This window comes from Actinocrispum wychmicini, assembly GCF_004345645.1.
Classification (GTDB): domain Bacteria; phylum Actinomycetota; class Actinomycetes; order Mycobacteriales; family Pseudonocardiaceae; genus Kibdelosporangium; species Kibdelosporangium wychmicini.
Map to the genome: position 1 here is coordinate 1 of NZ_SLWS01000013.1, position 26844 is coordinate 26844.

26 protein-coding genes are annotated in these 26844 nt (G+C 69.3%); 8 read left to right on the top strand and 18 right to left on the bottom strand.

What is annotated here, in order from left to right:
* Positions 1–334: 334 nt before the first annotated feature.
* From EV192_RS43375 to EV192_RS43410, 8 genes are all read right to left on the bottom strand, one after another.
* Positions 335–1369: a hypothetical protein gene (locus EV192_RS43375; RefSeq protein ID WP_132124596.1), complete on the bottom strand. Its 1035-nt coding sequence runs from the start codon at positions 1367–1369 to the stop codon at positions 335–337.
* Positions 1370–1452: 83 nt separating this feature from the next.
* Complete coding sequence (locus EV192_RS43380; RefSeq protein WP_132124597.1) at positions 1453–3933, bottom strand: CHAT domain-containing protein; 2481 nt, start codon at positions 3931–3933, stop codon at positions 1453–1455.
* Between the two features lie 12 nt (positions 3934–3945).
* Positions 3946–4422 carry a hypothetical protein gene (locus EV192_RS43385; RefSeq protein ID WP_243727443.1) on the bottom strand — a complete coding sequence of 159 codons (477 nt, stop codon included), beginning with the start codon at positions 4420–4422 and terminating at the stop codon, positions 3946–3948.
* A gap of 16 nt (positions 4423–4438) precedes the next feature.
* A complete protein-coding gene (locus EV192_RS43390; RefSeq protein WP_243727444.1) occupies positions 4439–5014 on the bottom strand; it encodes an RNA polymerase sigma factor in 576 nt (191 codons plus the stop codon).
* The gene (locus EV192_RS43395) at positions 5007–6563 is read right to left on the bottom strand and encodes a S8 family peptidase (protein ID WP_132124598.1); all 1557 of its coding nucleotides are present in this window, start codon (positions 6561–6563) and stop codon (positions 5007–5009) included. The genes EV192_RS43390 and EV192_RS43395 overlap by 8 nt, the downstream gene beginning before the upstream one ends.
* Before the next feature lie 70 nt (positions 6564–6633).
* Positions 6634–7428 carry a PaaX family transcriptional regulator gene (locus tag EV192_RS43400; protein WP_243727445.1) on the bottom strand — a complete coding sequence of 265 codons (795 nt, stop codon included), beginning with the start codon at positions 7426–7428 and terminating at the stop codon, positions 6634–6636.
* Between the two features lie 16 nt (positions 7429–7444).
* On the bottom strand, positions 7445–7882 hold the full coding sequence (locus EV192_RS43405) for a TetR/AcrR family transcriptional regulator (protein WP_132124599.1): 438 nt from the start codon (positions 7880–7882) through the stop codon (positions 7445–7447).
* On the bottom strand, positions 7855–8649 hold the full coding sequence (locus EV192_RS43410) for an SGNH/GDSL hydrolase family protein (protein ID WP_132124600.1): 795 nt from the start codon (positions 8647–8649) through the stop codon (positions 7855–7857). Before EV192_RS43410 ends, EV192_RS43405 begins: the two co-directional genes overlap by 28 nt.
* Positions 8650–8749: 100 nt before the next feature.
* On the opposite strand from EV192_RS43410, the gene EV192_RS43415 reads away from it, so the two are divergent.
* On the top strand, positions 8750–9820 hold the full coding sequence (locus EV192_RS43415; RefSeq protein ID WP_132124601.1) for a winged helix DNA-binding domain-containing protein: 1071 nt from the start codon (positions 8750–8752) through the stop codon (positions 9818–9820).
* Positions 9821–9827: 7 nt separating this feature from the next.
* Positions 9828–10460 carry a hypothetical protein gene (locus tag EV192_RS43420; RefSeq protein ID WP_132124602.1) on the top strand — a complete coding sequence of 211 codons (633 nt, stop codon included), beginning with the start codon at positions 9828–9830 and terminating at the stop codon, positions 10458–10460.
* A 7-nt stretch (positions 10461–10467) separates the two neighbouring features.
* Here the strand turns inward: EV192_RS43420 and EV192_RS43425 are convergent, their stop codons facing one another.
* From EV192_RS43425 to EV192_RS43435, 3 genes are all read right to left on the bottom strand, one after another.
* On the bottom strand, positions 10468–11319 hold the full coding sequence (locus EV192_RS43425; protein ID WP_132124603.1) for a DUF4082 domain-containing protein: 852 nt from the start codon (positions 11317–11319) through the stop codon (positions 10468–10470).
* A gap of 154 nt (positions 11320–11473) precedes the next feature.
* Positions 11474–12232 (bottom strand): SDR family oxidoreductase, encoded by a 759-nt coding sequence (locus EV192_RS43430; RefSeq protein WP_132124604.1) that lies wholly within the window; start codon positions 12230–12232, stop codon positions 11474–11476.
* Positions 12233–12985 (bottom strand): alpha/beta fold hydrolase, encoded by a 753-nt coding sequence (locus EV192_RS43435; protein ID WP_132124605.1) that lies wholly within the window; start codon positions 12983–12985, stop codon positions 12233–12235.
* 76 nt (positions 12986–13061) lie between these two features.
* On the opposite strand from EV192_RS43435, the gene EV192_RS43440 reads away from it, so the two are divergent.
* Positions 13062–14348: an aminotransferase-like domain-containing protein gene (locus EV192_RS43440; protein ID WP_207926688.1), complete on the top strand. Its 1287-nt coding sequence runs from the start codon at positions 13062–13064 to the stop codon at positions 14346–14348.
* A gap of 1 nt (position 14349) precedes the next feature.
* On the opposite strand, the gene EV192_RS43445 is transcribed toward EV192_RS43440, so the two are convergent.
* Positions 14350–15534, bottom strand: a complete 1185-nt coding sequence (locus tag EV192_RS43445; RefSeq protein ID WP_132124607.1) for an alginate lyase family protein — start codon at positions 15532–15534, stop codon at positions 14350–14352.
* Positions 15535–15644: 110 nt separating this feature from the next.
* Here EV192_RS43445 and EV192_RS43450 point away from each other — a divergent pair, with 110 nt between their 5' ends.
* Entirely contained in the window at positions 15645–16829 is a 1185-nt protein-coding gene (locus tag EV192_RS43450) for a glycosyltransferase 87 family protein (RefSeq protein WP_165960916.1), read from the top strand.
* Here the strand turns inward: EV192_RS43450 and EV192_RS43455 are convergent.
* The 5 genes from EV192_RS43455 to EV192_RS43475 all read right to left on the bottom strand — a co-directional run bounded on the left by EV192_RS43455 (position 16734) and on the right by EV192_RS43475 (position 22087).
* On the bottom strand, positions 16734–18068 hold the full coding sequence (locus tag EV192_RS43455; protein ID WP_132124609.1) for a DUF6297 family protein: 1335 nt from the start codon (positions 18066–18068) through the stop codon (positions 16734–16736). The genes EV192_RS43450 and EV192_RS43455 overlap by 96 nt on opposite strands.
* Positions 18069–18486: 418 nt before the next feature.
* Positions 18487–19113 (bottom strand): heme ABC exporter ATP-binding protein CcmA, encoded by a 627-nt coding sequence (gene ccmA, locus EV192_RS43460; RefSeq protein WP_132124610.1) that lies wholly within the window; start codon positions 19111–19113, stop codon positions 18487–18489.
* A gap of 13 nt (positions 19114–19126) precedes the next feature.
* Positions 19127–19519 (bottom strand): DUF2237 family protein, encoded by a 393-nt coding sequence (locus EV192_RS43465; RefSeq protein WP_132124611.1) that lies wholly within the window; start codon positions 19517–19519, stop codon positions 19127–19129.
* A gap of 33 nt (positions 19520–19552) precedes the next feature.
* Positions 19553–20812 carry an FtsX-like permease family protein gene (locus EV192_RS43470; RefSeq protein WP_132124612.1) on the bottom strand — a complete coding sequence of 420 codons (1260 nt, stop codon included), beginning with the start codon at positions 20810–20812 and terminating at the stop codon, positions 19553–19555.
* Between the two features lie 27 nt (positions 20813–20839).
* The gene (locus EV192_RS43475; RefSeq protein ID WP_165960918.1) at positions 20840–22087 is read right to left on the bottom strand and encodes an FAD-dependent monooxygenase; all 1248 of its coding nucleotides are present in this window, start codon (positions 22085–22087) and stop codon (positions 20840–20842) included.
* Between the two features lie 127 nt (positions 22088–22214).
* On the opposite strand from EV192_RS43475, the gene EV192_RS43480 reads away from it, so the two are divergent.
* Positions 22215–23117, top strand: a complete 903-nt coding sequence (locus EV192_RS43480) for a TetR/AcrR family transcriptional regulator C-terminal domain-containing protein (RefSeq protein WP_207926690.1) — start codon at positions 22215–22217, stop codon at positions 23115–23117.
* Positions 23118–23166: 49 nt separating this feature from the next.
* Positions 23167–23631: a MarR family winged helix-turn-helix transcriptional regulator gene (locus tag EV192_RS43485; protein WP_132124614.1), complete on the top strand. Its 465-nt coding sequence runs from the start codon at positions 23167–23169 to the stop codon at positions 23629–23631.
* Here EV192_RS43485 and EV192_RS43490 read toward each other — a convergent pair.
* Positions 23626–24528: an ABC transporter substrate-binding protein gene (locus EV192_RS43490; protein WP_132124615.1), complete on the bottom strand. Its 903-nt coding sequence runs from the start codon at positions 24526–24528 to the stop codon at positions 23626–23628. The genes EV192_RS43485 and EV192_RS43490 overlap by 6 nt on opposite strands.
* A gap of 107 nt (positions 24529–24635) precedes the next feature.
* Between EV192_RS43490 and EV192_RS43495 the strand changes: the two genes are divergently transcribed.
* Together EV192_RS43495 and EV192_RS43500 are read left to right on the top strand one after the other, a co-directional pair.
* Positions 24636–25577, top strand: a complete 942-nt coding sequence (locus EV192_RS43495; protein WP_132124616.1) for an NAD(P)-dependent oxidoreductase — start codon at positions 24636–24638, stop codon at positions 25575–25577.
* Positions 25577–26821: a M24 family metallopeptidase gene (locus EV192_RS43500; RefSeq protein WP_132124617.1), complete on the top strand. Its 1245-nt coding sequence runs from the start codon at positions 25577–25579 to the stop codon at positions 26819–26821. The genes EV192_RS43495 and EV192_RS43500 overlap by 1 nt, the downstream gene beginning before the upstream one ends.
* The last annotated feature ends 23 nt before the right edge of the window (positions 26822–26844 follow it).

Here is a 26844-nt window from a genome sequence, read left to right on the forward strand (position 1 = left end):
AAGATCACCAGTTCTACAAGGAGTCCCGCTGTCCTGTCGATCTTGAACTTCACCCGCCTTGCCCCACCAGCAAAATCACTAACTACGCGGCATTGTCTCGGGGTTGGGTCGCGCAGGCGGACCTCTTGACACGCGTGGTTGGGCTTCGCCCAGGTCGGTCGGGAGAGAGAACACGCCAGGCGCACCTATGCGCTAGGCGCGCGCACCCAACCAACACCCCGCTTGCGCTCGACCTGCACCCCCACCACTCTGCCTGCACTCCGTCGGCTCGGCCGGGGCGCTACCGCGATCCCCGACGCGGCCGCCAGGAGGTGTCGCGGCGATGTTGCCGTCACTACCCGGCTTTGTAAGCCTTTACGGCGGTGATGGCGGTGGCCATCAACGTTGCGCAGTGCTGTCCGGAAACGCGGATGTCGTCGATCAACTGCAGCGGTCCGTCGGAGTAGCCGGGGACCGGGTTCTCCATTCCGACGAACGCGTCGATCGTGCAGTAGTTGTTGTTGCTCGGATCGTCGTCCTGCTGGCTGCCGGGGACACCGTCGATCGTCACGGCGTGCGAACCCGGCATCATGTCGCCCCGTGCGGATTTGCGTGAAATGTAACGAAAGTCGATGACCTGGCGGGTCGAGTCGGTGCTGTCGCGCTTGTCCAGTGACACGTCGCAGCTGTACATCTGCATGTTGCCTGGCTGGAACTTGTGGCCCGGCACGAACATGCCCAAAGCGGCGCAGGGGTCGAGCTTCGCCGCCTTGGTCAGTGGGGACCTGCCTGACGGGGTGCGTGGCATGGGCGGATCCAGGTGGGGCACGGAGGCGTTGGCGATCGCCTCCAGTTCCGCACAGGCGTCCTGCTTCGAATGGATGGTGTAGACCAGCGCCACCGACACTTCGCTGACCAGTGGCACGATGGGCAAGCTGATCGCGCACCGAAGACCCGGATGCTCGGTGCCGGTGTGGCCCGCGATCTGTATCGACTTGTCCGCTCCGATGGTTTGTTCGACCGAAGCGGTGATCCGGTTGATGCCCTTGGGTGTGGCTGCCGGCGCGAAATCGACCTCGCACTCGCTGATCGAACGGTACGAATTGCCGAAGTGAGCGGGTACGCCCACCGCGTTGATCGCCGCCTCGTCGAGGAAGCCGCATGGATCGTACTGACGGTAACGGTCGAAGGCGCCCAGCATCTTGGCCGCCGTTCCAGGTGGACCAACGTCGTCTACGATCTGGCTGCGATAGGACGTCGCGGAACCTTGGTCCACTTCGGACCCAAGCGCGTTGCCGGTAACCGCCAGCGTGCACGCCGAGGTCAATGCGGCGACAACCGCGAGGGCGCTGGCGGTCTGGATGAGTCGGAGGACTTGTCGTCGTCGCACTCGGACAGAGTAACGAGTCCAAAGCGGTCCGTGCCGGGAAGCTGGTCTGTTGTCACCAACCGGCCATTCGCCATCTTCCGCTACTAGGAGGAGCCGAAGCACACGAACGGCATCAAAGGCTGGGTAGTGGTGGCATCCGCGAGGGCACGGGCTGGGGGTAGGCCATTGACCAAGCCGCGGTGGTACGCGGTCATCACGCCGACGGCTGCGTCGTCGTCGACCGACGCCACGCTGGACACCACGGTCTTCGTGCCGCTGTAGAGCAGGGCGGCTGTGAAGCCGAGGATTTCGTCGCCGCTACGGACCACGGTCCGGCCGACGTCGCACGACGACAGCACGACGTGGGTGGGCGCCGCGTGCAGTTGATGGATGTCGTACGCCATCAGGGGGCCGTCGATCAGGTCCAGCCGGGAGAACAGGACGTTCTCGCGTTCGTGGTGGCCGTGGGTGGCGAAATGCGCTGTGGTGCAGCCGTCCAGGGCCGTCAGTGTGGAGTGGACTGTCGCGTTTGGACCCATCAGGACCGCGCCGTCGCCGTACACCTTTGCCAGTTGACGCACTTCGTCGTGGGCGTGCGCCAGGTCCGGGCCGGCCACAAGCAGCCAACGGGTGGGTGATGCCAGTGAGGTTCCGCGTCTCGCGAGCCAGGTGGAGGCGGACGGTGACACGGTGACCGGTCGGCCGGCCATGTCCGGCAACAGATTCCATGGCACGGACGACAGTGACCCGGTGGGCACGACCACCACGTCCGAGTCGCCGATCAACGGCCGCAGTGGCGCCACCAACTCGGAGGTGAGCGCGGCCACTTGACGGCCCACCGAGGTCCGGATCACCCGGTCCAGGGCGGTCGGCAGGGTCCGGCCGCACAACGCGTTCAGGTCGCTGTGCAACTTCGCCAACGACTCGGAAACCGTTGCCAGCGAACCAAGTCGCACCAACCGTGCCCGTTGGGACGTGACCACGAGGGCGCACAGCCGGCCGTGCGCGGACGCGTAGCTGATCATGACGGTGTCGGTGCCGAGAGCGGCACGGACGTTCGCGAACGACGCTTCGGTGTCGTGTACTCCGGTGCCTTCGGCCTGCCAGCCACGCGCCCGGATCTCCCGTTCCAGTTGGGCACATCGCCGCCGGGCCTCGGGGTCCGGCCGGCCGCCGAGTTCGGCCACCCGGACCTGGTGGGCCAGCTGCCGCAGCTCGGCGACGGCCTCGACGGTCGCGGAGTCGGCGGGCGGGCGGACCGGCTCGAACCGGAACGCCTGCGCGCGGGACCGTTCCAGCCAGCCGAACACCTCGGCCGGGCCACCGTGGTCCAACGCCGCCGTCAGGCCGGCGGTCGCCAGCTCACGGCCGAGTACGGTCGTGCTGGTCCGCAGGTCCAGGCTGCCGATCCGGCTGCGATGGTCCCGCAACGCGGCCAGGCCGGCGCGGGCATGCGTGAAAGTCGCGGTCCGGTCGCCGGCGGCCGCGCCCAGTTCGGCCAACGCGAGGTGCCGCATCAACCTGGTCTCCAGCAACGACTTTGAGCCGCTGCGGGTTCGGATGTGGTCGCGGGCGGCGGCCAGGTCGTCACGCTGGATGTACGCCCGCGCGGCCACCAGACCCGCGGCCTCGGCGTCGTTGTCCAGGCCGAGCTTGCCCAACCGTTCGGCGAGCACCGCCGCGTGCGTGGCGACGGCACCGAGGCGTTTCCCGGCGGCGAACTCCGCCCGGACCCGGGTCGCGGCGGCCACCGCGGCCCAGGTTTCGTTGCCACGCCGCCGAAACCGCCCCTCCGCCCGGTTGGCCCAGGTCCGCGCCGCGGCCAGGTCGTCGGCGGCGAGGGCGGCGTGGGCACGGGTCAGCTGGGCCTCGGCGTGCTCCTGGTCCATCCGGATCCGGGGGAACGCGTCCAACGCGAAGTCCAGCTCGGTCGCTGCATCCCGATGCAGGCCCGCTGCCAGCAACGCCCTGGCGCGTTCGACCGCGACCACGGCGAGCATGCCGTCCGCGTACTTCTCGTACAGCGCGCGTGCGCTGTCGAAATCCCGCAGCGCGGCGGGAATGTTCCCGGCCAGCAGCTCACACGAGCCGCGGCCGTGGATCGCCTTGGCCACCAGGCGCGGCAACTCCAGCTCACGGCCGAGCCGTTCACACCGGTCCAGATCGGCCAACGCGGGCGTCACCCGCCCGGCGATCTGGTGCAGCATCGCCCGGTTCAGCAGCGTCCTGGCCAGCACAGTGCGTTCCCGGCGCAGCAACGGGATCGCCTGGTCCAGGCACGTCAACGCGTCGCCCATCCGGCCCACGAGCACCAGCAACAACCCACGTTGCTGCAACAACAAGCCCCTGGTGGCCGGCGTGGCCTTCGCTTCGGCCTCGTCGAGCAACGCGAAGCCACGCTCGGTGTTGCCCAACGCGGCCTCGGCGGCGGCGAGACTGTTCAGCAGCCGGACGGCCATCGCCGGCTCGTCGGCGGGCACTAGTTTCAGGCCGGCCCGCAGGGCACGCGCACCAAGCAGGGGCCGGCCGCGGTTGAGCGCGTCCAAGCCCCGCTGGTGCAGGGCCAGGACACGGTCGAGCGACACGCGCCAAGTAGATCAGAGAGAGATGGCCGGTGTCGTCACGGTCCTGGTCGTGCCGTCCGGCCGGACCACCAGCTGCGCGAACCCCGGCTGAACCGTGTCCAGCACGAACCGGCCGTCCTCATCGGACACTGTGGCCATCTGGGTGCCGTCGGTGCGTTCGGTGCGCAGCTCGATCGGGTGGCAGCCGGCCGGGGTCAGCCAGCCGTCCACCCGGATCGTGCCGTCCTGGTTCTGCCGGATGCTCACCATGATCGTCAACGACTCGCTGTCGAACGTGATCAGCCGTGACTGTTCGTCACCCCTGGCCAACGCGGGCTCGCTCAGCTCGGTCAGCCGCATCACCTCGAGGTCCACGTTCTCCAGTTCGACCGCGAACTTGATCTGGTCGACCAAGGCCGACGGCATCGGGTCGACCGCGGTCCACATGTCCCTGACGCCGGCCAGGACGGCGGTGTCCAGCTCGTCCATGGGCTCGTCCGGCGAGGTCACAGCACTTCCCCTCTCATCAGCGGAAGTCCGGGTGCAGGACGTCACGGAGCTTGGCCAGGCACCGGCCGCGGGTCGGGCCGATGCTGCCCCGCGGCATGCCGAGGGCGACACTGACCACGTCGTAGTCCGGCCGGCGGGTGAACGCGATGATCCGCAGCAACTGCTGGCAGCGCTCGGAAAGCTGGCCGACCGCGTGCCACAGCATCCGCCTGCGCTCCTGGGTGACCCGCTGCTCCTCCGGGGTCGGCGCGGCGTCCGGCAGGTCGGCGAACAGCACGTCCTTGGCGGGCAGCTCCATCCGGCCGGCGTTGCGCACCCGCCACGCCTCCCGCCGGGTGACGGTGACCAGCCAGCTGGTCAACGCCACCGGCGTCCGGATCTCGCGCAGCGACCCGAGCAGCTTCAGCCAGGCCGTCTGCACGATGTCGCTGCTGGTGTCCCGGTCCAGTCCCTGCCCACGGGCGATATGCCAGAGCAACGGGGTGAGCTCGTCCACCAGCTCACCCAGGCTCTTGTTGTCACCGTCGCGCGCGGCTTCCAGCAGGTCCGCGATCCGGGCGTGGTGCAGCGAGGTGTCCGGCATGTCACCCATCAGCTTCCTGTAACGCCATCCGCACCCGCTGCGCCGCCGTCGTCCTGTCCACGGCCTTCAACCCGAGCGACGGGTCCTTCCGGGCCACGCGGATCAGCGCGGCGGTGATCTCCGCGGCGGCCAGCGGCGCCGCGAACGACGTGCCGTCCCAGACCGCGAACCCGGCACGGTAGTCGTCCGCGTCCAGCGACGCCCGGTCGGCGGCTGGTTCCAGGTCTGCGGTCACGGAACCCTGTACGTCCTTGGGGAACGTGCTGACCACCGCGGCTCCCGTGGCCCAGGACCGCACCCACGGCGCCTCGTTGGAGAACACCGCCTTGGTGGTGTTGGGGTTCAACGCGCCCACGCTCAACACCTGCGCGCCCAGGCCGTTCTCCGGCCGTTCGGCCAGCGCGGCCGGGTAGAACCGTCTCGTGGTGGCGTCGTTGCCGGCCGCGGCCACGACGAGGACACCCAGCTCCCGCAGCCGGTCGATGACCTCGACCAGGTGACCCGTGAAGCCCTGCGGGTCCGCGGTCTCGTCGAAGTAGCCCAGCGACAGGGACACGACGTCGACCATGTCCTCCGGGTCGCCGCCGTTCTGCGCGTTCTCGACCCGTTCGACCAGGCGCCACAACGCGAGCAGCACGTCGCCTTCGTACGCCACGCCGTCGCTGTGCAGGACACGGATCGACAGCACGTTCGCGTCCGGCGCGACCTGGCGGATGATGCCGGCGATGAACGTGCCGTGGCCGGTGTCCTTGTCCACCTCGCCGACCAGCGGGTTGTCCGTGACCGGCGCGTCCCAGTAGTCCCGCAGGACCTGTGTCGGCGTGATGTCGGCGGTCGTCTCCTCCTGGGTGCGGATGGCGTCCTGCACCTCGGGGAACACCTGCAGGAACCCGTCCGGCGCCGGCGGGTTCTCCCGGTCGGGCAGGTCGAACCAGTCGTTCGGGCCGATGCCGGTGTCCAGGATGGCGATCACCGGGCGGCGGTCCAGGTCCTGGCGCGGCGGCGGGGGCGTGAACAGCGCCACCGGGATCCGCCCGGTCGTGCCGGTCCGGACGTAGCCGCCGCCGGTCGGGGCGCCGCTGGCCTCCCACGGCGTCCCTCCGATGTCGACAGTGCCGAACAGCAGGTGCTCCACGGAAAGGTCGCCGGCGAAGTCCTTGGTGGCGTCGTGTGCGCGCAGCACCTGCAGGCACTGCCAGCCGTCGACCTTGACCGGTGTGCCGGCGTCTTTGCGTGTCCGGACGGCCACCGGGCGTGGCCCCTTGACGCAGTGCTCCTTCTCCGCGTCGACCAGTTCCAGGTTCAGCTGCTCGGCGAGCACCTTGTTGATCCGGGTGACCTTGTCCCGGTCCCGCGCGACGTCCTGGGGGACGAGGATCGTGCCGATCCGGTACGCGGTGGACCGCGGCGTCGGTTCGGTCGGCGCCACCACGGCCTCGATCGGGTTCAGGACCCGGGCGCCGTGCCTGGCCAATAGATGTTGGGGCACCTCAGGTGCCGCACTCCCGTCGTCCGGGCCGAAGGGCTCGACATCGCACTGGACGAACTTGACCACCATGTAGCTTCTCCCCACTCGGGTCGCTGTACCACAGGTGCACGATTGTGGCGGTCAGATACATCCGGGTTCGTCACGAAGTCATCACGGCGTGTCGTTTGGCCCGCTCGGCCAACTGGGCCTGAAGCGTGAAGAACGTGTCCGCCGCCCGGATCCCGATCCACCGCGGCGGCAGGACTTCCTTGGGCAGCCCCGGATCCAGGTACGGCAGCCGGCGCCAGTCGGTGAGCAGACGCACGTAGTCGGCGAACGCCTCGCGGTCGGTGCGTGGCCTGCGCCTGCTGTGCGCGCGCACGAAGTCCTCGTAAAGCCGTTCCAATTGGTCCAGGTCCCACCACAGCCGGATCTTCGTCCGCAGGTCGCCGAACGCGAGGTGATCACTGTGGAACAGGTCGGCGTACCGGGCCAAGTCCAAGCGCCGCAACATGTCCTCGGTGGTGTCCCGCAGGTTGGCCGGTGCGATCCACACGCCCGGTGTGGTCGTGCCGAACCCGAGCCTGGTGAGCTGCGTGCGCAGCAGGTGCCGTTTGTAGCGTTCGGACTCCGGCACCGAGAACACGGCCAGTAGCCAGCCGTCGGCGAGCGTGGCCCGGTCCCGCTGGAAGATCCGGTGGTCGCCCTCGCGGAGGATCGCCTCGGCCTCAGTGGACAGTTGGTACCCGGCCACGGACTTCCGTACCGGCTCAAGCATTCCCCGGCGTTTGAGCCGCGAGATGGAGCTGCGTACGGCCGGTTCGTCGACGTTCAGGTCGGCCAGCAGGCTGATGATCCGGGCGACCGACATCCACCCGCCGGTCTCCCGTGCGTAGAGGCCGTACACGGTCACGATGAGATGCCGCGGTTGCACTGTTTCGGGTACGGCCGTCACGTGCACACGATAGCGATCAGTGCAGGTGGACGTCCAACATGTCGTCCAGCGAGTCCGCCAGGCGCATGTGCACCAGGCCGTACAGCGACGCCCACAGCGGCGCGGCGGCCACCTCGGCGGGGACCCTGGCCCGGAACTGCCCGAACACTGTCGTGTTCATCGGATCCAGCTGGAACATCAGCGCGTACAACGCCGGTTCCGCCCGTGCGAAGTCCATATAGGACTGACAGGTGGCCCGCAGCCCGCCCGCGGCCATCCGTTCGGACAGCATGCTGAAACCGGTCGCGGCCATGGCGGACAGCAGGGCGGCCCGGTTCGGGAAGTGCCGCAACGGCGCGCCGTGCGACACACCGACATCCCTGGCCACCCGCCGCAGGGTGACGGCCTCGACGCCTTCGTCGGCCAGCAGGGCGAGCGCGCGGGCGATCAGGCGTTGCCGGGTACCGTCTGGCATACCGGCAGCAGCTCCGGGCGTTTCGGCAGGATCCCGTCGCCGGGTTGACGGCCGATGAGGCGGTTGCGGATCCGGCCGCGGACGACCGGCCACACCTGCTGGTACAGCCAGCGGGCGTGCGCGGTCATGGTCAGCGGCGCCGGTTTGCCGGGCAACGGCTCCAGCCAGGACTCGTCGTGCGGGACGCCCAAGCTGCCCAGCAGGTGCGCGGCGAGCCGGCGGTGGCCGTGCTCGGCCAGGTGCAGGCGGTCCGGGCCGAAGTAGCGCAGGTCCTGCACGGCGGGGTCCGGCCAGAGGTCCACGAGCACGGCGCCGTAGCTGACCGCCGCCTCACGGATCGACGCGTTCAACGCCTCGATGCGGGGACGCATGCGCCAGCCGAAGGGCATCCGCTGGGACACGTCGCTCAACGTGAAGACGACGACCGTGGGAGCGAGCGAGGTCAGCGCCTTGATCGCGTGGTCGACGCGCCGGGCCACGGTTCGCTCGGTCCAGCCGCGCGACATGATGTCGTTGCCGCCGCCGAACAACGCGACCAGGTCGGGCCGCAGCTCGGTGGCGGCCGGGATCTGCTCGGCGATGATCTGGTCCAGCCGACGGCCCCGGATGCCCAGGTTGGCGTACCGGAAGTCGGGGTTGTCCGCGGCGAGGCGGTCGGCGACCAGGTCGGCCCAGCCCCGGTAGACACCGCCCTGTGGGTAGGGGTCGTCGATGCCTTCGGTGCAGCTGTCGCCCAGGGCGACGAAGCGCTCAGCTTTGTATCGCATTCAGATCCCGGTAACCTAGAGTTCACGTTGTAGACAGTGTCTACCACGGTTCCGGCATTGAGGCCAGGAACCGGCCGGAATTCGCCGTAGGGTTCGGGTCATGGCCGCGAAGATCTCCCTGAAGGCGCTCAACCGCGCGACCCTCGACCGTCAGCTCCTGCTGCGCCGGTCCGAGATGACACTGACGGACGCGCTGGAGCGCCTGGTCGGCCTGCAGGCGCAGACCGCGACCACCTGGTATCACGGCATGTGGAGCCGTCTTGCCGGCTTCGATCCCCGTGAGCTGTCCGCGCTGCTTGAGGACCGGTCAGTGGTCCGGATGTCGTTGATGCGTTCGACGATCCACCTGGTCACGGCCAGGGACGCGCTGTTTCTCCGGCCGCTCGTGCAGGTCGTGGGTGTGCGGCGGCCGATGGTGCCGGATGCCGACCTGGCGGACGTGGTCGCGGCCGGGCGGGCGCTGCTGGACGCCAAGCCGATGATCTTCAGTGAGCTGGGTCGTCAGCTGGCCGAACGTTGGCCCGCCCACGACCCCGCCAACCTGGCGCAGGCCGTCCGGGCGCATGTGCCGCTCGTCCAGGTCCCGCCGCGCGGCCTGTGGGGCGGCAGCGGGCTCGCGGCCCACACGTCGGTCGAGAACTGGCTCGGCAAATCCGTCGACCCGTCGCCGTCCGTCGACGAGATGGTCCTGCGTTACCTGGCCGCGTTCGGCCCGGCGACCGTGAAGGACGCCCAGACCTGGTCCGGCCTGACCAAACTCGGGGAGGTGTTCACCCGGCTGCGGCCGCGGCTGGTGACGTTCGAAGCCGAGGACGGCCGCGAGCTGTTCGACCTGCCGGACGCTCCCCGGCCGCCGCAGGACACCCCGGCGCCGCCGAGGTTCCTGTACGACTTCGACAACCTCCTGCTGTCCCACCACGACCGGACCCGGGTCGTCACCCGGGCCTGGCTCGACCTGGCCAAGCCGGCGAACGGCGTCCTGCCCAGGTTCTTCCTGACCGACGGGTTCACCGCCGGCAGGTGGACGGTCACCGGCGGCACGCTGGTGATCCACCCGTTCGGCAAGTTGACCAAAAAGGACACCAGGGCGCTGGAACGGGAAGGCGCCCAGCTGCTGAAGTTCGCCGCCCCCGACCAGCCCCACGATGTCCAGGTCGTCGCCGCGTCATAATCAAGGAGTGTCGGACAGTTACCAACGGATGTGCGACGACCTGCGGGCCGTGTGGGACTACGCGATCGCGGCCGAAGACGGCCCGTTGCCCGGAACGTCCCTGGATCCGCTGGTCACGCCGCAGGGCTGGTGCGGACACATCCACGGCCGGCACTCCAGCAAGGTGATGGCCGCGGTCCGGCAGATCGAGGAAGCCTACGAACTGCCCCGGAACTCCGTGGTCATCCGCACCCTGGACGACGACCAAGACGTCTTCATCTGGGTCTACACCACCCCCTCCGGCGCGGACTACCACCTGAAATGGCCGCACCCGCTGGACGGCACCGAGTTCGTCGACATCCACCGGGAAAGCGCCGGCACGACACTCCTCGACCTGGTCAAGGTGACCGCCTGGGCCCGCGCGTACAAGGAGAGCTGGCACGACATGCGCTCGAAGCGGCCGGTGGACGTCGACCGCTTCGCACGCCGCCTCGGCCGACTGCGCGCCGGCATCGTGGACCTGCTGGCCCGAACCAGCCCCCAACAGGTTCGGGAACTGCTGGTCCGGGTCGGCATCGACCGCGACTCACTCCCGCACGACCTCGCCGAAGCGATCGACTACCCGCTGGATCGGGACCCGACGATCCCGATCCCGCGCTGAAGCCCCGTCAGAACACGAAGAACGGCTGCACGGTGTAGGTGCTGTGGTTCCACGAGTCGGTGGGGAACCCGCCGCCGTCCCCGTAGTGGTAGACACCCGCGTCGGCGTGCACGATGAACGGTGCTTCCAGCAGGGAACCGGTGAAGTAGTTCTCCTGCGAGCGATAGCCGCCTGCGGGCGTGTAGTACGAGGCCACGTAGTCGACGCCTGGCTGCACAGGCAGCGGTGGGTTGATCGTCGCGAGCGTGATGCCGCCGTTCGGCACCGGCTCGACCTGTTCGTGCAGCAACGTGCCGTCCGGTCCCCAGATCCGGACGGTGACCGGGCCGCGGTACGCCCCGCGTTCGAACCTGACTTCGCTGAGGCGGCCTGGCCGGTCGACCGCGAACCGCACACCCAGCTCCACCGCCTGCGTATCGGTGTCGTCCTGCGGGGACTGCAGTACGTGGAACGTGCACCCGAACCGGCATTCGACCGGTGGCAGGGAGCCGGATGTGCCGACGTGCAGAGTGCGTGGCGCAGTCGTGCCGCCGACCATGCCCTGGTACCAGGCCCGGACGCGGAACGTGATGTCGCCGGGCTCGGTCGGGGTGAGCGGGTAGCGCCACTGTCCCCCGTCGTCGAGCTCGATCCAGGTCGCGCCGTCGTCGAAGGTCAGCTCGGCCCTGTCCGCCGGGGTGCCCTCGCCCAGGTACGAGAACCCAGTGATCAGCACCGTCTCACCCACCTCGGCACGCATGCCGTCGGTCGGCGAGTTGACCACGCTCCACGGCTGGGGATCCGCCACGGCCGCCGGCGCGCCGAACACGGTCAAGGTGACTGCGACGACGACCGCCGCCCATCTGGACAACCGGGACATCCGCCCTCCCAAGGCATCGGACGGGACAGCCGTCCTGTCCCCCTGCCGGGCATCGCCGAACACATCTCCGGCGCTACGCGTGGATCCGGCTGGGGCGATTTTGCCTGCCAACGGCTGGCTTCCGGCGGCCTTTCGGCTGATCCCGTTGCCCCGCCTAGTCTCGCGCGATCTGGAAGGGGGCGAAGCTCTGGGTGACCGGCATCATCTCGATCACGTTGATGTTCACGTGCGCCGGCTGCGCGGTCACCCAGTAGACCGATTCGGCGATGTCCTCGGCGGTCAACGGCTGGACACCGCCGTACACCGCGTCCGCTTTCGCCTGGTCGCCGGAGAACCGGACCAGGGAGAACTCGGTGCCGCCCGCGAGACCTGGCTCGATGTTGGTCACGCGCACGCCCGTGCCGTGCAGGTCACTGCGCAGGTTCAGGCTGAACTGGTGGACGAACGCCTTGGTGGCGCCGTAGACGTTCCCGCCAGGGTACGGGTACGTGCCCGCCGCCGAGCCCAGGTTGATCACGTGCCCTCGGCCCCGGGACACCATTCCGGGCAGGATGGTGTGGGTGCAGTAGACCAGGCCGGTGCAGTTGGTGTCGATCATCTGCTGCCATTGGTCCAGGTCCGCCCGGTGGGCCGGTTCCAGGCCCAGCGCGAGGCCGGCGTTGTTCACCAGGATGTCGATCTCGGCGAAGTCGGCCGGCAGTCCGTCGACGGCCGACTGGACCGCGGCCCGGTCCTGCACGTCCAGTTCGACGACGTGCACGAGGTCGCCGAGGGAGGACTTCAGCTCGCGGAGTTTGTCGGCTCGCCGGGCCAGGGCGACCACGCGGATGCCTTCCGCCGTGAACCGTCGGGCGATCGCCGCCCCGAAGCCGGTGCTGGCCCCTGTCACGAACGCGATCTTGTCGTTGCTCATCTATCCCACCGTGTCGAGGAATCGCTGGAACCTGTGGTCGAACTCAGTCTGCCGCTCCAGGTTGGGCAGGTGCGCGGCGCCTTCGATGACCGCCAGTTCGGACCCGGCGATCAGCCCGTGCATCTCCTCGGCCACGCTGACCGGCGTGTACGAGTCCTCCGAGCCCGCGACGATCAAGGTCGGGATGCGAACCTGGGTGAGCATGTGCACGTAGTCCGGCCGCTCCGCCCTTGCCCGTAGCGCGGCCGCGGCACCAAGCGGAGGCGCGTCACGCATCATGCGCAACACATGCGCAGCCGCGTGCTCGTTGCGGGGTGAGACCATCTTCCAGATCACCTCGTCCGCGTACCCGGCCATGCCTTCCTGCTCCAGGCGGTCGGCCGTGTCGTAGCGGAACTGGCGGCCGTCCGGGGTGTCCACACCGGGGAACGTATCCGCCAGCAGCCAGGCGCGCAGCCGGGTGGGGAACAGCCGGTGGAACTCCATGGCGATCTGGCCGCCCATGGACAGTCCGCCCATGACGACCTCGTCGACCCCGAGCCGGTCCAGCAGGTCCTTGATGTCCCGGGCGAACATGTCGAACGTGCCGGGCACCACCGGGCTTTCGCCGTAGCCGCGCAGGTCGGGGACGATCACCCGGTGCGTCTGGCTGAAGCGGTCCAGCTGCGGGCGCCACATGGTGCGGTCGAACGGGTGCCCGTGGACGAGGACAAGGGCCTGACCTGTGCCTTTGTCGTCGTAGGCGATGTGCATGCTGCCTCCTCTTGACACCCCGACGCTAGCGAGTGCACTATCTCGGTGCAATAGAAACAATGCTCTCGGAGCAATCTTGGACGACTACCGGCTGATCGCGGACAGTCTCGCGACCGACATCGCCGCCGGCCGGCTGCGGCCGGGCGACCAGCTGCCGCCGCAGCGGCGGTTCGCCCGCCAGCGCGGGATCGCCAACTCGACCGCCGCCCGCGTCTACAGCGAGCTGGTCCGGCGCGGGCTGGCCGTGGGCGAGGTCGGCCGGGGCACGTTCATCCGCGCCGGTCGGGTCGTGGAGCAGGCGCTGGCCGAGCCCGCGTCGGCCCGGGTCGACCTGGAGCTCAACTTCTCGGTCCTGCCGGGCCAGGCGGCGGCGCAGGCGGCGAGCCTGCAGCGGCTGACATCGGAGGTGCTGCTGCCGGTCGGCGTCACCGGGACGCCGGCGGCGAGAGCAGCCGCCGCGACGGGCCTCGCGCGCGGCGGGTGGCAGCCGGGCCCGGAGCAGATCGTGTTCACGGGCAACGGAAGGCAGGCCGTCGCCGCGTCCGTCGCGGCTCTGGTGCCGGTGGGTGGCCGGCTTGGGGTCGAGGCCATCACGTATCCCGTGGTGAAAGCCGTCGCCGCGCGGCTCGGCGTGACGCTTGTGCCGCTGCCGATGGACGAAGACGGGCTCATCGTCGACACTCTGCGCACGGCCAGAGTGCAGGCGGTGTACGTGCAGCCGACGTTGCACAACCCGCTGGGCACAACGATGTCCGACACTCGCCGGGCGGAGCTGGCGGAAGCGTTGCGGGATCTGGACATCCACGCGATCGAGGACGGTATCTACAGCTTCCTGCGGGAGACGTCGCCACTGGATCCGTCGCGCACGATTGTCGTCGACAGTCTGTCGAAACGGTTGGCTCCCGGGCTGACCGTGGGATTCGCCATCGCCCCACCGTCGCTTGTAGACAGAGTGGCGGCCGCCGTACGGGCCGGGGGATGGGCTGCGCAGCACTACCCGCTCCAGGCCGGGACCACCTGGTTCACCGACGGCACAGTCGTCCGGATCGCCGCCCTGAAACGCGCGGATGCCGTCGCGCGGCAGGAGATCGCGCGCGCCCGGATCCCCGAACTGATCGGCGACCCGGGCGCCTACCACGTGTGGTGGGAACTGCCGGAGGCGTGGCGCGCCGAGACCTTCGTGGCCGCCGCGGGAAGACGGGGCATCGCGCTGACCCCCGCGGCGGCCTTCGCGGTCGTGCCGGGACACGCGCCGAACGCCGTCCGGCTGGCGCTGTCGTCCCCACCGCTCGACGTCCTGACCGCCGCGGTCGACGTGCTCGCCGCGTTGGCCCGCAACGGACCCGACACCGCCTTCGAATGACCTAGAACTGGTTCTGCGCGTGCGTCAACGTCTGCCAGGCCACGAACAGGTTGTTCGTCCCTTGTGGACGATGGGACGTCGTGTACTGCTGGGTGCTCGGCATCTGTAGGCCCATCCGCGTGGTCAGCTCGTTGAAGCCGACCTCGGTGACCGGGCCGAGGCCGCGGTGAACCGTGCCGCCGCACAGGTTCGACGGCACCGCCGCGCCCAGCTCGTACTTGGCCTGGAAGCCCAGTGCCGTCCGCAGCCGGTCCGCGATTTCCGGGTACAGGTCCTGGCCCTGGATCCGGGTGGTCTCCGCGAAGTCCGCGATCGAGGCGATGCCGTAGCCGGTGTGCGTGAAGTCGCGGCACGTCTCCTGGGTGAGGCCTTCGAAGCCGCTGAACGTGCTCTGCCCCTGCCAGTAGGCGACGAGTTGGGCGCGCGTGTCGCGGCCGGTGCCCGGGATGGTCCTGGGCTGGCCGCCGTCGCTGTTCAGGTACACGTACGCCGGCACCCGCAGCCGGTAGCGAGCGACGACCTTGTCGTAGGTCGCGCGGTCCTCAGTGAACACGGCGATGCCGAGGCTGGCCTCCAGCATGACCAGTTCCCAGTTGCCGTTGTTGGTGCTGCCGTTCACGATCTTCGGCAGGTACACGTTCCGCAGCATGGTCGCGAACCGGCCGGCGTTCGGCCAGGCGCCGTACGCGTACCTGACGATCTCGGCCGCTCGCGTCCATGAGGCCGCCGACCAGCCGGTCTGCAGGGGCGCGTTGGAGTTGGTGTGGTCCCTGATCGTCGCCGACCAGGCGTCCATGATCTGGATCGCCTTCTGGGCGTACGCCGTGTTCCTGGTGATGTACCAGGCGAGCGCGTCGGTGTACGCGGCGATGGCGTCTTCCCGCTCGTCGGTACAGCCGAGGTTCGGGTTGGACACCGGACCGCATTCGACGACGGCCCGTGGGGACGGCGTCCGGTTCAGCGACGCGTACGGACTGGCGATCATCTGGTGGTACGCGTCCAGCCACGGCTGGGCGTTGGCGTTGACGCGGCCGCGCACGAAATCCAACTGGGCGCGGCTGACCAGCACACCGGGGTGGGTGAAGGTGGCGGGAGCGGCAGCGGCGGGAGCACTGCTCGCGATCAGGACGGCGGTGGACAGGACGGCGGTGGACAACAGCCATTTGCGGGCACCGGAGGCAGGCATCGTTCTCCTTGGGGAACGTCCGGTGGCGGCGGTGCGACCACGATAGCGCACTCAGCGACCTTTCAGGTGCCGCACAGCCAGCGCTGGGTTGCGGCTGGTCAGGTGGAGCCGTGACGAAGACGGGCAAGATCCTGGTTGCGGCCCCTGTTGTGGTGTTGGCCGTGGTGATCAGGGTCGAGCTGTATCCGTTCCAGTCCGGCGACTACCGGGCGTTCTCCGCCCAGTGGTACGACTTCGTCAAGGCCAACGGCGGCTTCAGCGCCTTGCGCTACCAGTTCGCCGACTACAACGTGCCGTACCTGTACCTGATCGCCTTGCTCACGTACCTGCCTGTGCCCGCGCTCGCCGGGATCAAGACGATCTCCGTGCTCTTCGACCTGCTCCTGGCGTTCTACACCTACAAGCTGGTGGCGTTGAAGTATCCGCGCGGCTGGATCCCGTTCGCCGCCGCGGCGGTTGTGGCGCTGCTGCCGACGGTCGTGATGAATGGGTCGATGTGGGCCCAGTGCGACTCGATCTACGCCGCGTTCGGGCTTGGCGGCCTGTACTACGCGGTCCGGTCCCGGCCGTGGCTGGCGTGTGTGTTCTTCGGGCTGGCACTGGCAGTCAAGCTGCAGATTGTATTTTTGCTGCCAGTGCTAGCAGTTCTGGCGTTGGCACGGAAGATACCCTGGCCCGCTCTGCTGGCGGTGCCAGGCGTCGTGCTCGCGCTCGACATTCCAGCGCTGCTCGTCGGAGCCAACCCCGCTGACCTGTTGACTGTGTACACCAACCAGGTCGGCGAGTACTCGCGGCTGACGCTGAACGCGGCCAACGTGTACCAGTTCTTCGACTTCGGCACGGACACAGGCGCCATCCGGACCGCCGGGGTGCTGATCACCGCCGTGCTCGTGGTCGCGCTGATCGCGTTCGCGGTCTGGGGGCGGCCTAGGCTGACAGTGTCGCGGGTCGTCCTGCTTGGATGCGTGTTCGCGATTCTGATCCCGTTCTTCCTGCCTGCCATGCATGAGCGGTATTTCTACTTGGCCGATGTGCTTTCCGTGATCGTCGCGTTCTACCATCCGCGTCGACTGTGGCCGGTGCCGGTGTTGGTGCAGTTCGCGTCCGCGTTCTCGTACCTGCCCTTTCTCTTGCGGGAGGGGACAGTCGTCGCCTTCTGGGTGCTCGCGTCGGCGATGCTGGTCGCGCTGCTGTTGGTGCTACAGGTTCAGCTGCAGCCCCACCAACAGCACGAGCAGCAGCGGGCCACGCAGAAGCTGCCGGAGCATGTTGGGCGGTACCAAGCCGAACGGTGAGTCAACGGCCGTCCAGTCGTAGTCGACGGGCGGTGCCGTGGCCCGTCGATACGTGTACGCCACTGCCCCCACAGGCGCCAGCACAGTGGCCACTGTGCTAGCGGCCGGCAACGTCAATGCGGTCCATACGAGTGCGAGCACCGCGGGCACCGCCAGGTGCACCAGCCGCAGGCCGGCGTCCGTTCCGCCGAGGCTCCGGCGCAGCCCGGGGGAGCGGCAGACGTTGCGCAACCCAGTGGCGAGGGGACTCACCGCGGCGGTGGCCGCCACCAGTTGCACGGCCGGAACGATCAGGTCGGGCAGCACCCGCACGGCCGCGTACGGCGCCAGCAACAACCCCGCCCAGGCCAGAATGCGGCCCCGGTTCCGGGAAAGCCGGCGTACGTCGGCGGAAAGCATTGCGCCGTAACGTGTTCCGCCGAGCGAACGGGATCTCACCCGGCCGACACCGCGCCACTTGCGGACGGTCATGATGCCGGCGAACATCGTGATGTCCATCCACGACATCGCCGCCTTGGTGACGGACAGCATCTCGGCGCCCGTCGCCAACGCGGATCTCGTCAACGTGCCGAGCGCGCGGTACGTGTGAGCGATCGCGTAGACAGGGATGACGACGGCGGCGACGACCGCGACGGGCGGGTCGAGCAGCGGCGGCGTGACGAAGACGGCCATCGTGAGCACGAGCAGACCAACTACCGCGAGCGCCGCCGAGACCGCTCGCCCGTTCTTCGCCTTGGCCTGCAACGCCACGCTCAACGCGACGGCCCCGAGGACGAGCGCGGCACCACCCGCGGTGCTGATCAGCTTGCCCGGCAGGTCTGCCCGCAGCAACGCGGCCGCGCCGAGACCGACAAGCGCGCCGAGCAACGTCCCGGCGATGGCCGTCCACCAGAACCGCCGCGACAGCAACCCCCGACGGTTCAGCGGGGTGGCCAGCAACCAGAAATGGAACGCCCCACTCGCCACCACCGGCCCGAACGCCAACAACCCGCGGACGACAAGCCCAAGCGCCACCACCGCGCACCCAAGCAGAAGCCATTGCGCCACAGGCAGGTTGTGGATCGCCGGCCCAGTCGGCGGCCGCGCCACCAACCGGCGCACAGCCTGGATCGCGATCCCGCCATAGATGAAAACACCCAGCGCGACCATGTAGACGTCGCCAGCCCGAGCCAGCCGCCGACCCGACCGATGCCCCCGCCGCATCCGCCGGATCTCCGCCCGAACCGACCGCACACTCACATCGAGACCTGTGGACAACGCACCCTCACCACACCAAAACTGTCAGACCCCTTGCGTACAGTGGAAACCGGGGGCCGGAGGCCGCCCCCGGAACGGCTGGCGGGTGGCGACGGTGGACAACGCGGGCATCGGGCGCCAGCAGCGGTGCCTCGCCGAGAACGCGGGTGTCGGGCCCCGGTGGCTATCAGTCGTCGAGAGCGGGGGTGTCGGGCGTCGGTGGCTATCAGTCGTCGAGGACGGGGGCGCCGGGCGCCGGTAGTTGTCATTTGCCGAGAACACGGGCGTCGGCCGCCAGTGGCTGTCATTTGCCGAGAGCGGGGGTGTTGGGCCCGGGTGGCTGTCGCTCGCCGAGAACAGGGGTGTCGGCTTCCAGTAGCTGTCGCTCGCCGAGAACGCGGGCATCGCGCCCCGGTGGCTATCACTCGCCGAGGTCGATCTCGTAGTCGGCCACCGCGTCGGTCAACTCCTCGCTGTGCGTTGCCAGCAGGATCGCGGTGCCGTTGGCTTTCTCGTCGGTCAGGCGGCGGGCCAGCCAGTCGCGGCCGGCGCTGTCCAGGCGCTGTTCGGGCTCGTCCAGGATCAGCAGGCGGCGCGGCCGGACCAGGCACGCGCCCAGGGTGAGGCGCCGCCGCTGGCCGCTGGACAGGGTGACGGGCAGTTGGTCCCGTTGGTCCGTCAAATCCAGTTCGGCCACCACGTCGTCGACCACGGCTTTGGGCTCGGGCATGCCGTGCGCGCGGGCGAAGAGTTCCAGGTGCTCGGCCACGGACAGCTCCGGGAAGAAGTCGGCGTCGTCCAGTGCGCACGCGATTGCCGCCCGTGCCTTGGGGTCGCTCTCGGTGAACGGTTCGCCGTTCAGCCGGACCTCGCCGGAGTCGGGCAGGTCGGCGCCGGCGACGCATTTCAGCAGTGTGGTCTTGCCCGAGCCGTTCGGGCCGGTCAGGGCCAGCGCCTGTGCACTGTGGAGTTCGAAGGTCACCGAGGTCAGGATCGGGACGTCGCCGTAGGACTTGGCGAGGTCGGTGACGGTCAGCAGGGCGGCCACGAAGGCCAAACTACTAGGTCAGTGAGCTGGGGTCGGCTGGAACGTCGACGGCGTGCTCGCGCAGCGCCTCGATCGGGACGACCTCCAGCGCCCGCGAGTGGGTGGCGGCCAGGATGACGGGTGCGGCGACCCCGGCCTCATAGGACTGCATCCACCGGGACGCGCACACGCACCAGCGGTCGCCCGGCCGCAGCCCGGCGAATCCCAGCTCCGGCCGCGGTGTCGCCAGGTCGTTGCCGATCTCCCGCTGGTGCTGCAGGAACTCGCCGGTCACCACGGCGCACACGGTGTGGCTGCCCACGTCCTCCGGCCCGGTGTTGCAGCAGCCGTCCCGATAGAAGCCGGTCACCGGGTCGGTGCCGCACTCCTCGAGGTCGCCGCCCAGCACGTTGCGGTCGTCGCTCATGCCCACAACTGTCGCATGAGCAGGCGAAACTCACTAGATCACGCGCGCGACGGCGGTGATCGGGCGGGTCCGCGTGGCCAGCCACGTCGACCACAGCGTGGCGCCGAGGGTGACCGCGCCGGCCGCGCCGATCACGGCCACCAGGATCCACGGCGACCCGGCGGGTACCACCGACTGCACCCGCGCCAGGCTGAACGGCAGCACGGTCGCCAGCGACGCCACGCCGCCCAACGCCACACCGACCACCGCGACCAGCACGCCTTCCGTCGCGAGAGTCCGCAGCACCTGACTGCGCGTCGACCCGGCCAGCCGCAGCAGGCCGAACTCGCCGCGTCGCCGGCTGGTCGCGGCCACAAGCGTGTTCACGACCGTGAGCGCGGCGAACCCCAGGATCATCGACACGACCGCGTAGTTGGCGACCGCCAGGGTCTGGCCCATGTCCGCGGCCCGGCCCACCGAGTCCTCGGTCGCCTGCATGTACAACGTCGCCAGGCCGATTCCGGTGGCCAGAACAACCGGGGCGACCACCGACGCCAGCTGCCGGAACTGGGTCCGTGCCTGCTGCGCCACCAACCCGTCGGCCGGCAGCAGGACCGCGATCCGGCGCACGATCCCCGGTGCCAGCAGGGCAAGCCCCAGCGCGACCCAGATCGACGCCGGCCCTGCCGTCGACGCGGTGTACGGGCCGCGCATCGCCACAACCGTGACCACGCCGAGCGAGATCCCCACCCCGATCAGCCCGACCGCGACGGCGATCCGCGCCCGGCCCAACTGTTCGCTGCCCGGCGTCTTCCCGGCCCGCCGGCCGGCCATATACCCGGCGCCCACCGCTGCCAGCAGGGCGACCAGGGCACCGGCCACCATCGGCAGCCAGCCCTGCCGGAACTCGGCCGAGCCCAGCCGGGTCACCAGCGCCCGGCCGAGGAAGTGGCCGGGGACGACCGCCAGGGCCGTCGCTGGCACCGCGAGGACCAGGGTCTCCAGCAGGATCATCCGCCGAGCCTGGCGCTGTGTTGTGCCGATCGCCCGCAGCAGGGCGATCTCGCGGTGCCGTTGCTGGACGGTCAGCGCGATCATCGACGACACGCCGGACACGACGATGAGCGTTGTCCACCCACCGAACACCGCGGCCAGGATCCGCAGCCGCTGCGCGTCACCCCCAGTGGCGCGCAACCCGCTCTCCAACATGCCGCCGCATGCCATGACGATCGACGCACCCGCGAGGAGCGCCACGAAGGCGGCGGCGAAGGAGATCCTGCGGTGGCGCAAGGTGGTGAACGCGATCAACAGCATTCCTGGAAAGTAGCGGCGGCCGGCCGCTCATCCCAGGGAGCTACGCAGCCCTTCCTGGGTAGGCCTACCACCACCGACGTACGGCTTGAGCGTGATGGCGTTCGCGGCTGCCTCGACGTCGCCTGTCATCTTGCTGGCGCCGGGCAGGTGCGGCATCAGCGACATGAACTTGTTGCGCATCCAGATGCCGTGCCTGGTCTTCGGCGCCATGCCCCTTGGGCCACCCGGGGGCCGCTTCATGTTGCGGGCGACGTACTCGCGCATCTCCTTGTCGTACTGGGCGAACGCGGCCCGGTGGTCGCCGTTGGCGACGGCCAGCTCACCCGCGAGGACGTACGCGCCGACCAGGGCCATGCTCGTGCCCATGCCCATCGACCCGCCGAACGCGGAGTCGCCGAGCAGCACGGTCCGGCCTCGGTACCACTCGTCCACCCGGACCTCGCCGACCCGCGCGAAGTAGAGGTCGTCGCTCCGCCACATCTGGTCGATCAGGCCGGGGACCTCCCAGCCGGCGCCGGCGTAGACGTCGGCCAGGATCCGTTTCTGTGCCTGGACGTCCTTGCGGTCGTATGCCAGCTCCGGCGACACGAACGCCAGCATCACCCGGACCGCCCCGGTGTCACCCACCGGGTACACGACGGCCATCCGGCCCTGGACGCCGTTGCCGGCGGGCATGTTGTACATGAACTCCCAGCCATCGAAGTCCAGTGTGGACTTGGCGGGGAAGATGGACGTGTAGTAGCCGAGGTCGTGCACGAACTGGGTGTCCTTGCCGAACGCGAGCCCACGGACGCCGGAGCGCAGCCCGTCGGCGCCGACGACGATGTCGAACGTCCGCCGCTTGCCCTTGGCGAACGTGACCTGGACCCCGTCGGGCCCCTCGGCCATGGCGGTGATCACGTTGTCGTACATGATCTCCACGTCGCGGCCGGCCGTCTGGTGCAGGATCCGGACCAGGTCGTCGCGGAGGATCTCGATCTCGGCGACGATACTGCCGGAGGCGCCGAACGTGTCGCTGCCCATCCGGCACACTTGTTTGCCACGGGTGTTCAGCCAGGCGATGCCGTGCGTGCCGGTGTGGTGCGCGCGAACGGCGTCCATGATGCCCATTCGCTCGACCACCTCGCGGGCGGTGCCGCGGATGTCGATGGCCTGGCCGCCTGAGCGCAACGCGGGCGCCCGCTCGACCAGGGTCGTGTGGAAGCCGCGCTGACGCAGCCAGTAAGCCAGGGAGAGTCCGGCGACGCTCGCGCCGGAGATCAGAACAGTGCGCATGCGTACACCGTACATGGCACTTGCGTACGCTGTACAGAATTATCTAGTGCACTAGTACGCGAATACGCTATACTCCGTGCTCAAGCCGCCCTCAGAGGTGGAGCGCACTAGTGCATCTGGAGGGGCCTTGCCGGCTGAAGCGCCCTATTTGCGGATCGTGGCCGAGATTCGGGAGCGGATCGCCGTGGGCCGGCTGCGGCCGGGCGAGAAGATCCCGTCCACCCGGCAGATCACCCAGGAGTGGGGGGTCGCGATGGCGACCGCCACCAAGGTGATCTCGACCCTGCGCGACGAAGGTGTGGTCGACACGCGGCCCGGCGCCGGCACTGTCGTCCGTTCGGCGCCGGCCGATCCAATGGTGCACCGGGCGCCAGGGGAACAGGACCTGACCCGCGACCGGATCGTCCGCGTCGCCACGGCGATCGCCGACGCCGAGGGCCTGCCCGCGGTCTCGATGCGGCGGGTGGCCATGGAGCTCGGCGCGTCCACCATGTCGCTGTACCGGCACGTGTCCAGCAAGGACGAACTGGTGCTCTACATGGGAGACCTGATCGTCGGCGAGGCGCCGTTCCCGCCGCGCCCGGCCGGCTGGCGGGCCAGCCTGGAGACCGTCGCGCGACACCTGTGGCAGGTGTGCCGCCGGCACCACTGGATGTCCGAGGTGTTCTCGATGACGCGGCCCCGGGCCGCGCCGAACCTGTTCATGTACTCCGAGTGGGTGCTGGGCGTGCTCCTCGAACTGGGGCTGCCGATCAACGACATGATGTACATCCACCTCAACCTGATCAGCCACATCCGCGGCATGGCGCTGACCCTCGCCATGGAGGACCAGGCCCGCCAGGACTCCGGCCTGACGACCGAGGAGTGGTTCGAGACCATCGGGCCGGAGTTCATCGAGGTCGCCGCGTCCGGCCGGTATCCCGTGATGCTGCACATCACCACGCTCGACTTCGACCAGGACCTGGACGAGATGTTCGAGTACGGCCTGCGACTCCTGCTCGACGGGGTGGCCCAGCGACTCAGCCGGTGACCACCTCGGCGATAGACTTGCGCGGTTCATCGGGAGAGCGAGGCGGCGGATGGGGACCCGGGCGGAGCGCAACAGGACCAACCCGGACCTGGGCGTCCTCGCCGGCCGCCTGCTGTTTGCGGTGCAGGGCGAGCTGTTCACCGCGTTGGCGGCCAAGGGCTTCGACGACATCCACCCCCGGCACGGCGCGGTCCTGGCGTACCTGGACCCGAGCGGTGTCCGGGCGACCGAGCTGTCCCGGCTGTCCGGGCAGCACAAGCAGGTGATCGGGACCCTGGTGGACGAGCTCGAACGGCTCGGCTACGTGGAACGCCACCCGGACCCGGACGACCGCCGCGCCAAGCTCGTCTGTCCGACCGAACGCGGTATGGACCAGTTGCGCGCGGCCGAGAAGATCATGGCCGGCATCCAGGAGCGGCACGCCCGCCGGCTCGGCCGGGACACGTTCGTCCAGTTCAAGGCCATGCTTTTGGACGTCACCGAACACCAGCGGCGGGCCGCCGGCCGGCTATGAGCACGGCAGCAGGCCGTTGTCGATGATCCCGCTGCGCACCACGGACTGCACCGAAAGCTGTGCGGCGCCAGGCGAATGGCGGTTGCGGAGGTGGACGACGGTGGCCAGCGCGTCCGGGGTCATCTGGCCGTCGGCGACCAGGCCCTCGTTGGGGTCGACCATCGTTCGCACGTGCCGGGCCGCGGATTCCTCGTCCAGGCCGAGCCGGCGTCGCGCGGCCGCGACGGCGACGTCGACGAGTTCGCCGCTCACCAGATCCGTCGACGTGGTGAGCAGCACGCGGATGAAGGCGGCGAGCACATCGCGGTTTTCCTGGACGGCTTGGCCGCGCGCGGCGAGTACGGCACCGACGTACGGGCCTAGCGTGGTGGCCGTGGCCAGCCGCCGCGCGCCCGCAGTTTCGGCGCGCAGTTCGTTGCCGGCGTTGAGGATCGTGATGTCGCACTGTCCGGATAGGAGCGCTTCGGCCCGGCGGGGTGTCGAGCCGAGGGCTCGTACCGTGTAGTCGATGTCGCGCCGCAGGCCGAGGCGGGTGAGCAGTTCGAAGGCCACGAACGCGAACCCGGACGTGGGCACGTCGACGCCGAGGACCTTGGTGTGCGGTTCGGGGTTGCGGGCGTACAGACCCAGGCCGAGGCCTTGGTCGACGGCGGCCAGGATGCGGACGTCCGCGTTGCGGCCCAACGGGTTGTCCGGCACGCACCGGTAGGCGACGACGTTGTCCGGGTTGGTGACCACCGCGTCGAGCGAGCCGTCGAGCAGCGCGGCGAACTGGGCGGGCGACGACCTGGCCGGGATTTCGTCGACTTTCAGGCCGGCACCGGCCAGCAGTCCGGTGTCCGTGGCCACCTCTACCAGCACTGAAGGGCTGAACGTGCTGATCCGCAGGGTGTCCACATCGCAATCGTTCGCAGTTCCAGTGGGTGAGTCAAGCTCTTGACGGCAATGCGGGTGGGGAGCAGAGTTGATGCGAACGATTGCAACGCCTGGGAGCGAGGTTAGCGATGGCGTCCCATCCCGCAGACCGTCCTCGTATCGGCTGGATCGGCGCCGGCCGGATGGGCGCGGCACTCGTCCGCCGGTTGCTCGACGCGGGCTATGAGGTGGCGCTGTACAACCGTACGCGCAGCAAGGCCGAGGCGTTCGTCGAACACGGCGCGATCATGGTCGGCCGCCCGGTCGAGCTGGCCGGCCGGGACATCGTGTTCACCATGGTGTCCACGTCGGCCGACCTGGAGCACGTCACGTCGGGCGACGGCGGCCTGCTGACCGCGCCGGACATCGCGCCGCGCGTGCTGGTCGACTCGTCGACGGTGTCCGCGGCGTCGTCGGCGTCGGTCCGGGTGGCGGCGCTCAAGCGGGACACGGAGTTCCTCGCCGCCCCGGTGAGCGGGAACGCGAAGGTGGTCAAGGCGGGCAAGGTCACGTTGGCCGTGTCCGGGCCGCGCGCGGTCTTCGACCGGGTGCGGCCGGTGCTGGAGACCCTCGGCCGGGCGGTGATGTACGTCGGCGAGGACGAGGTCGCCCGGTTGGTGAAGATCGCCCACAACGTCTTCCTCGGCGTGGTGATCCAGTCGCTGGCCGAGATCACCGTGCTCGCCGAGAAGGGTGGGGTCAGCCGCGCCGACTTCCTGGAGTTCCTCAACCAGTCCGTGCTGGGGTCGACCTTCAGCCGGTACAAGACCCCCGCGCTGGTCAACCTCGACTTCACCCCGACGTTCACGATGTCGTTGCTGCGCAAGGACTTCGACCTCGGGCTGGCCGCGGCGCGGGCGTTGGAGGTGCCGATGCCGGTGGCCTCGGCGGCCGCGCAGGTGGTCGCGTCCGCGGTCGGCGCTGGCAAGGTGGACGAGGACTTCGCCGCGCTGATCGAGGAGCAGGCCCGCCGGTCCGGCCTGCTGCTGCAGGCGGAAGAGGCCGAGGTCACGGACGGGCTGGAGGACTGATGTCCACCCTTCGCCCGATCCCGGCGCCCGGCCACAACGCGGTCGACTTCGAGGAGCGGGTCGACTACGACCGGCTGCGCGCGTACCGGATCGGCCGGGCCCGCGCCGCGCTGGAGTCCGGTGAGTGCGGCGCGTTCCTCCTGTTCGATTCCTACAACATCCGCTACACGACGCAGACGTGGATCGGCGGCGCGCTCGGCGACAAGATGACCCGCTACGCGCTGCTGACCCGGGACGGCGAACCGATGCTGTGGGACTTCGGTTCGGCCGCGCGCCACCACAAGCTGTACGCGCCGTGGCTCGACCCGGACAACTGCCGGGCCGGGATGCTTGGGTTGCGCGGCGCGATATCACCGAGCGCCGGCCTGATGGTGTCCGCGGTCGCGGAGATCAAGGACGTGCTCGCCCAGGCCGGTCTGGCCGGCGCGCCGGTTGGCGTCGACATCGTCGAGCCGCCGTTCCTGTTCGAGATGCGCCGCCAAGGGCTGACTGTGGTGGACGCGCAGCAGTTGATGCTGGACGCGCGTCAGTTCAAGTCGGTGGACGAGATCATCCTGCTGTCCCAGGCGGCCGCCATGGTCGACGGCGTCTACCAGGACATCGTCGAGGCGCTGAAACCCGGTGTGCGGGAGAACGAGATCGTCGCGCTGGCCGCGAAACGGCTCTACGAAATGGGTTCCGACCAGGTCGAGGCGATCAACGCGGTATCGGGCGAACGCTGCAACCCGCATCCGCACAACTTCTCCGACCGGTTGATCCGCCCCGGCGACCAGGCGTTCTTCGACATCATCCAGTCGTACAACGGTTACCGCACCTGCTACTACCGCACGTTCGGCGTGGGCAGCGCGACCGACGCGCAACGCGACGCGTACCGCCGGGCCCGGGAATGGATGGACGCGGCGATCCATCTGGTCAAACCCGGGGTCGGCACCGACGAGATCGCGCTGGGCTGGCCGGCGGCCACCGACTTCGGCTTCGCCGACGAGATGGCCGCGTTCGGCCTGCAGTTCGGCCACGGCCTGGGGCTCGGCCTGCACGAGCGGCCGATCATCTCCCGGCTCAACAGCCTGGACCACCCGACCGAGATCCAGACCGGCATGGTGTTCGCCCTGGAGACGTACTGTCCGGCCACGGACGGGTTCTCCGCCGCGCGGATCGAGGAGGAGGTCGTGGTGACCGATCGCGGCGCCGAGGTGTTGACGAGGTTCCCGGCCCAGGACCTGTTCATCGCCAACCCTTACTGACTGCGGATGATCGGTTGATTACA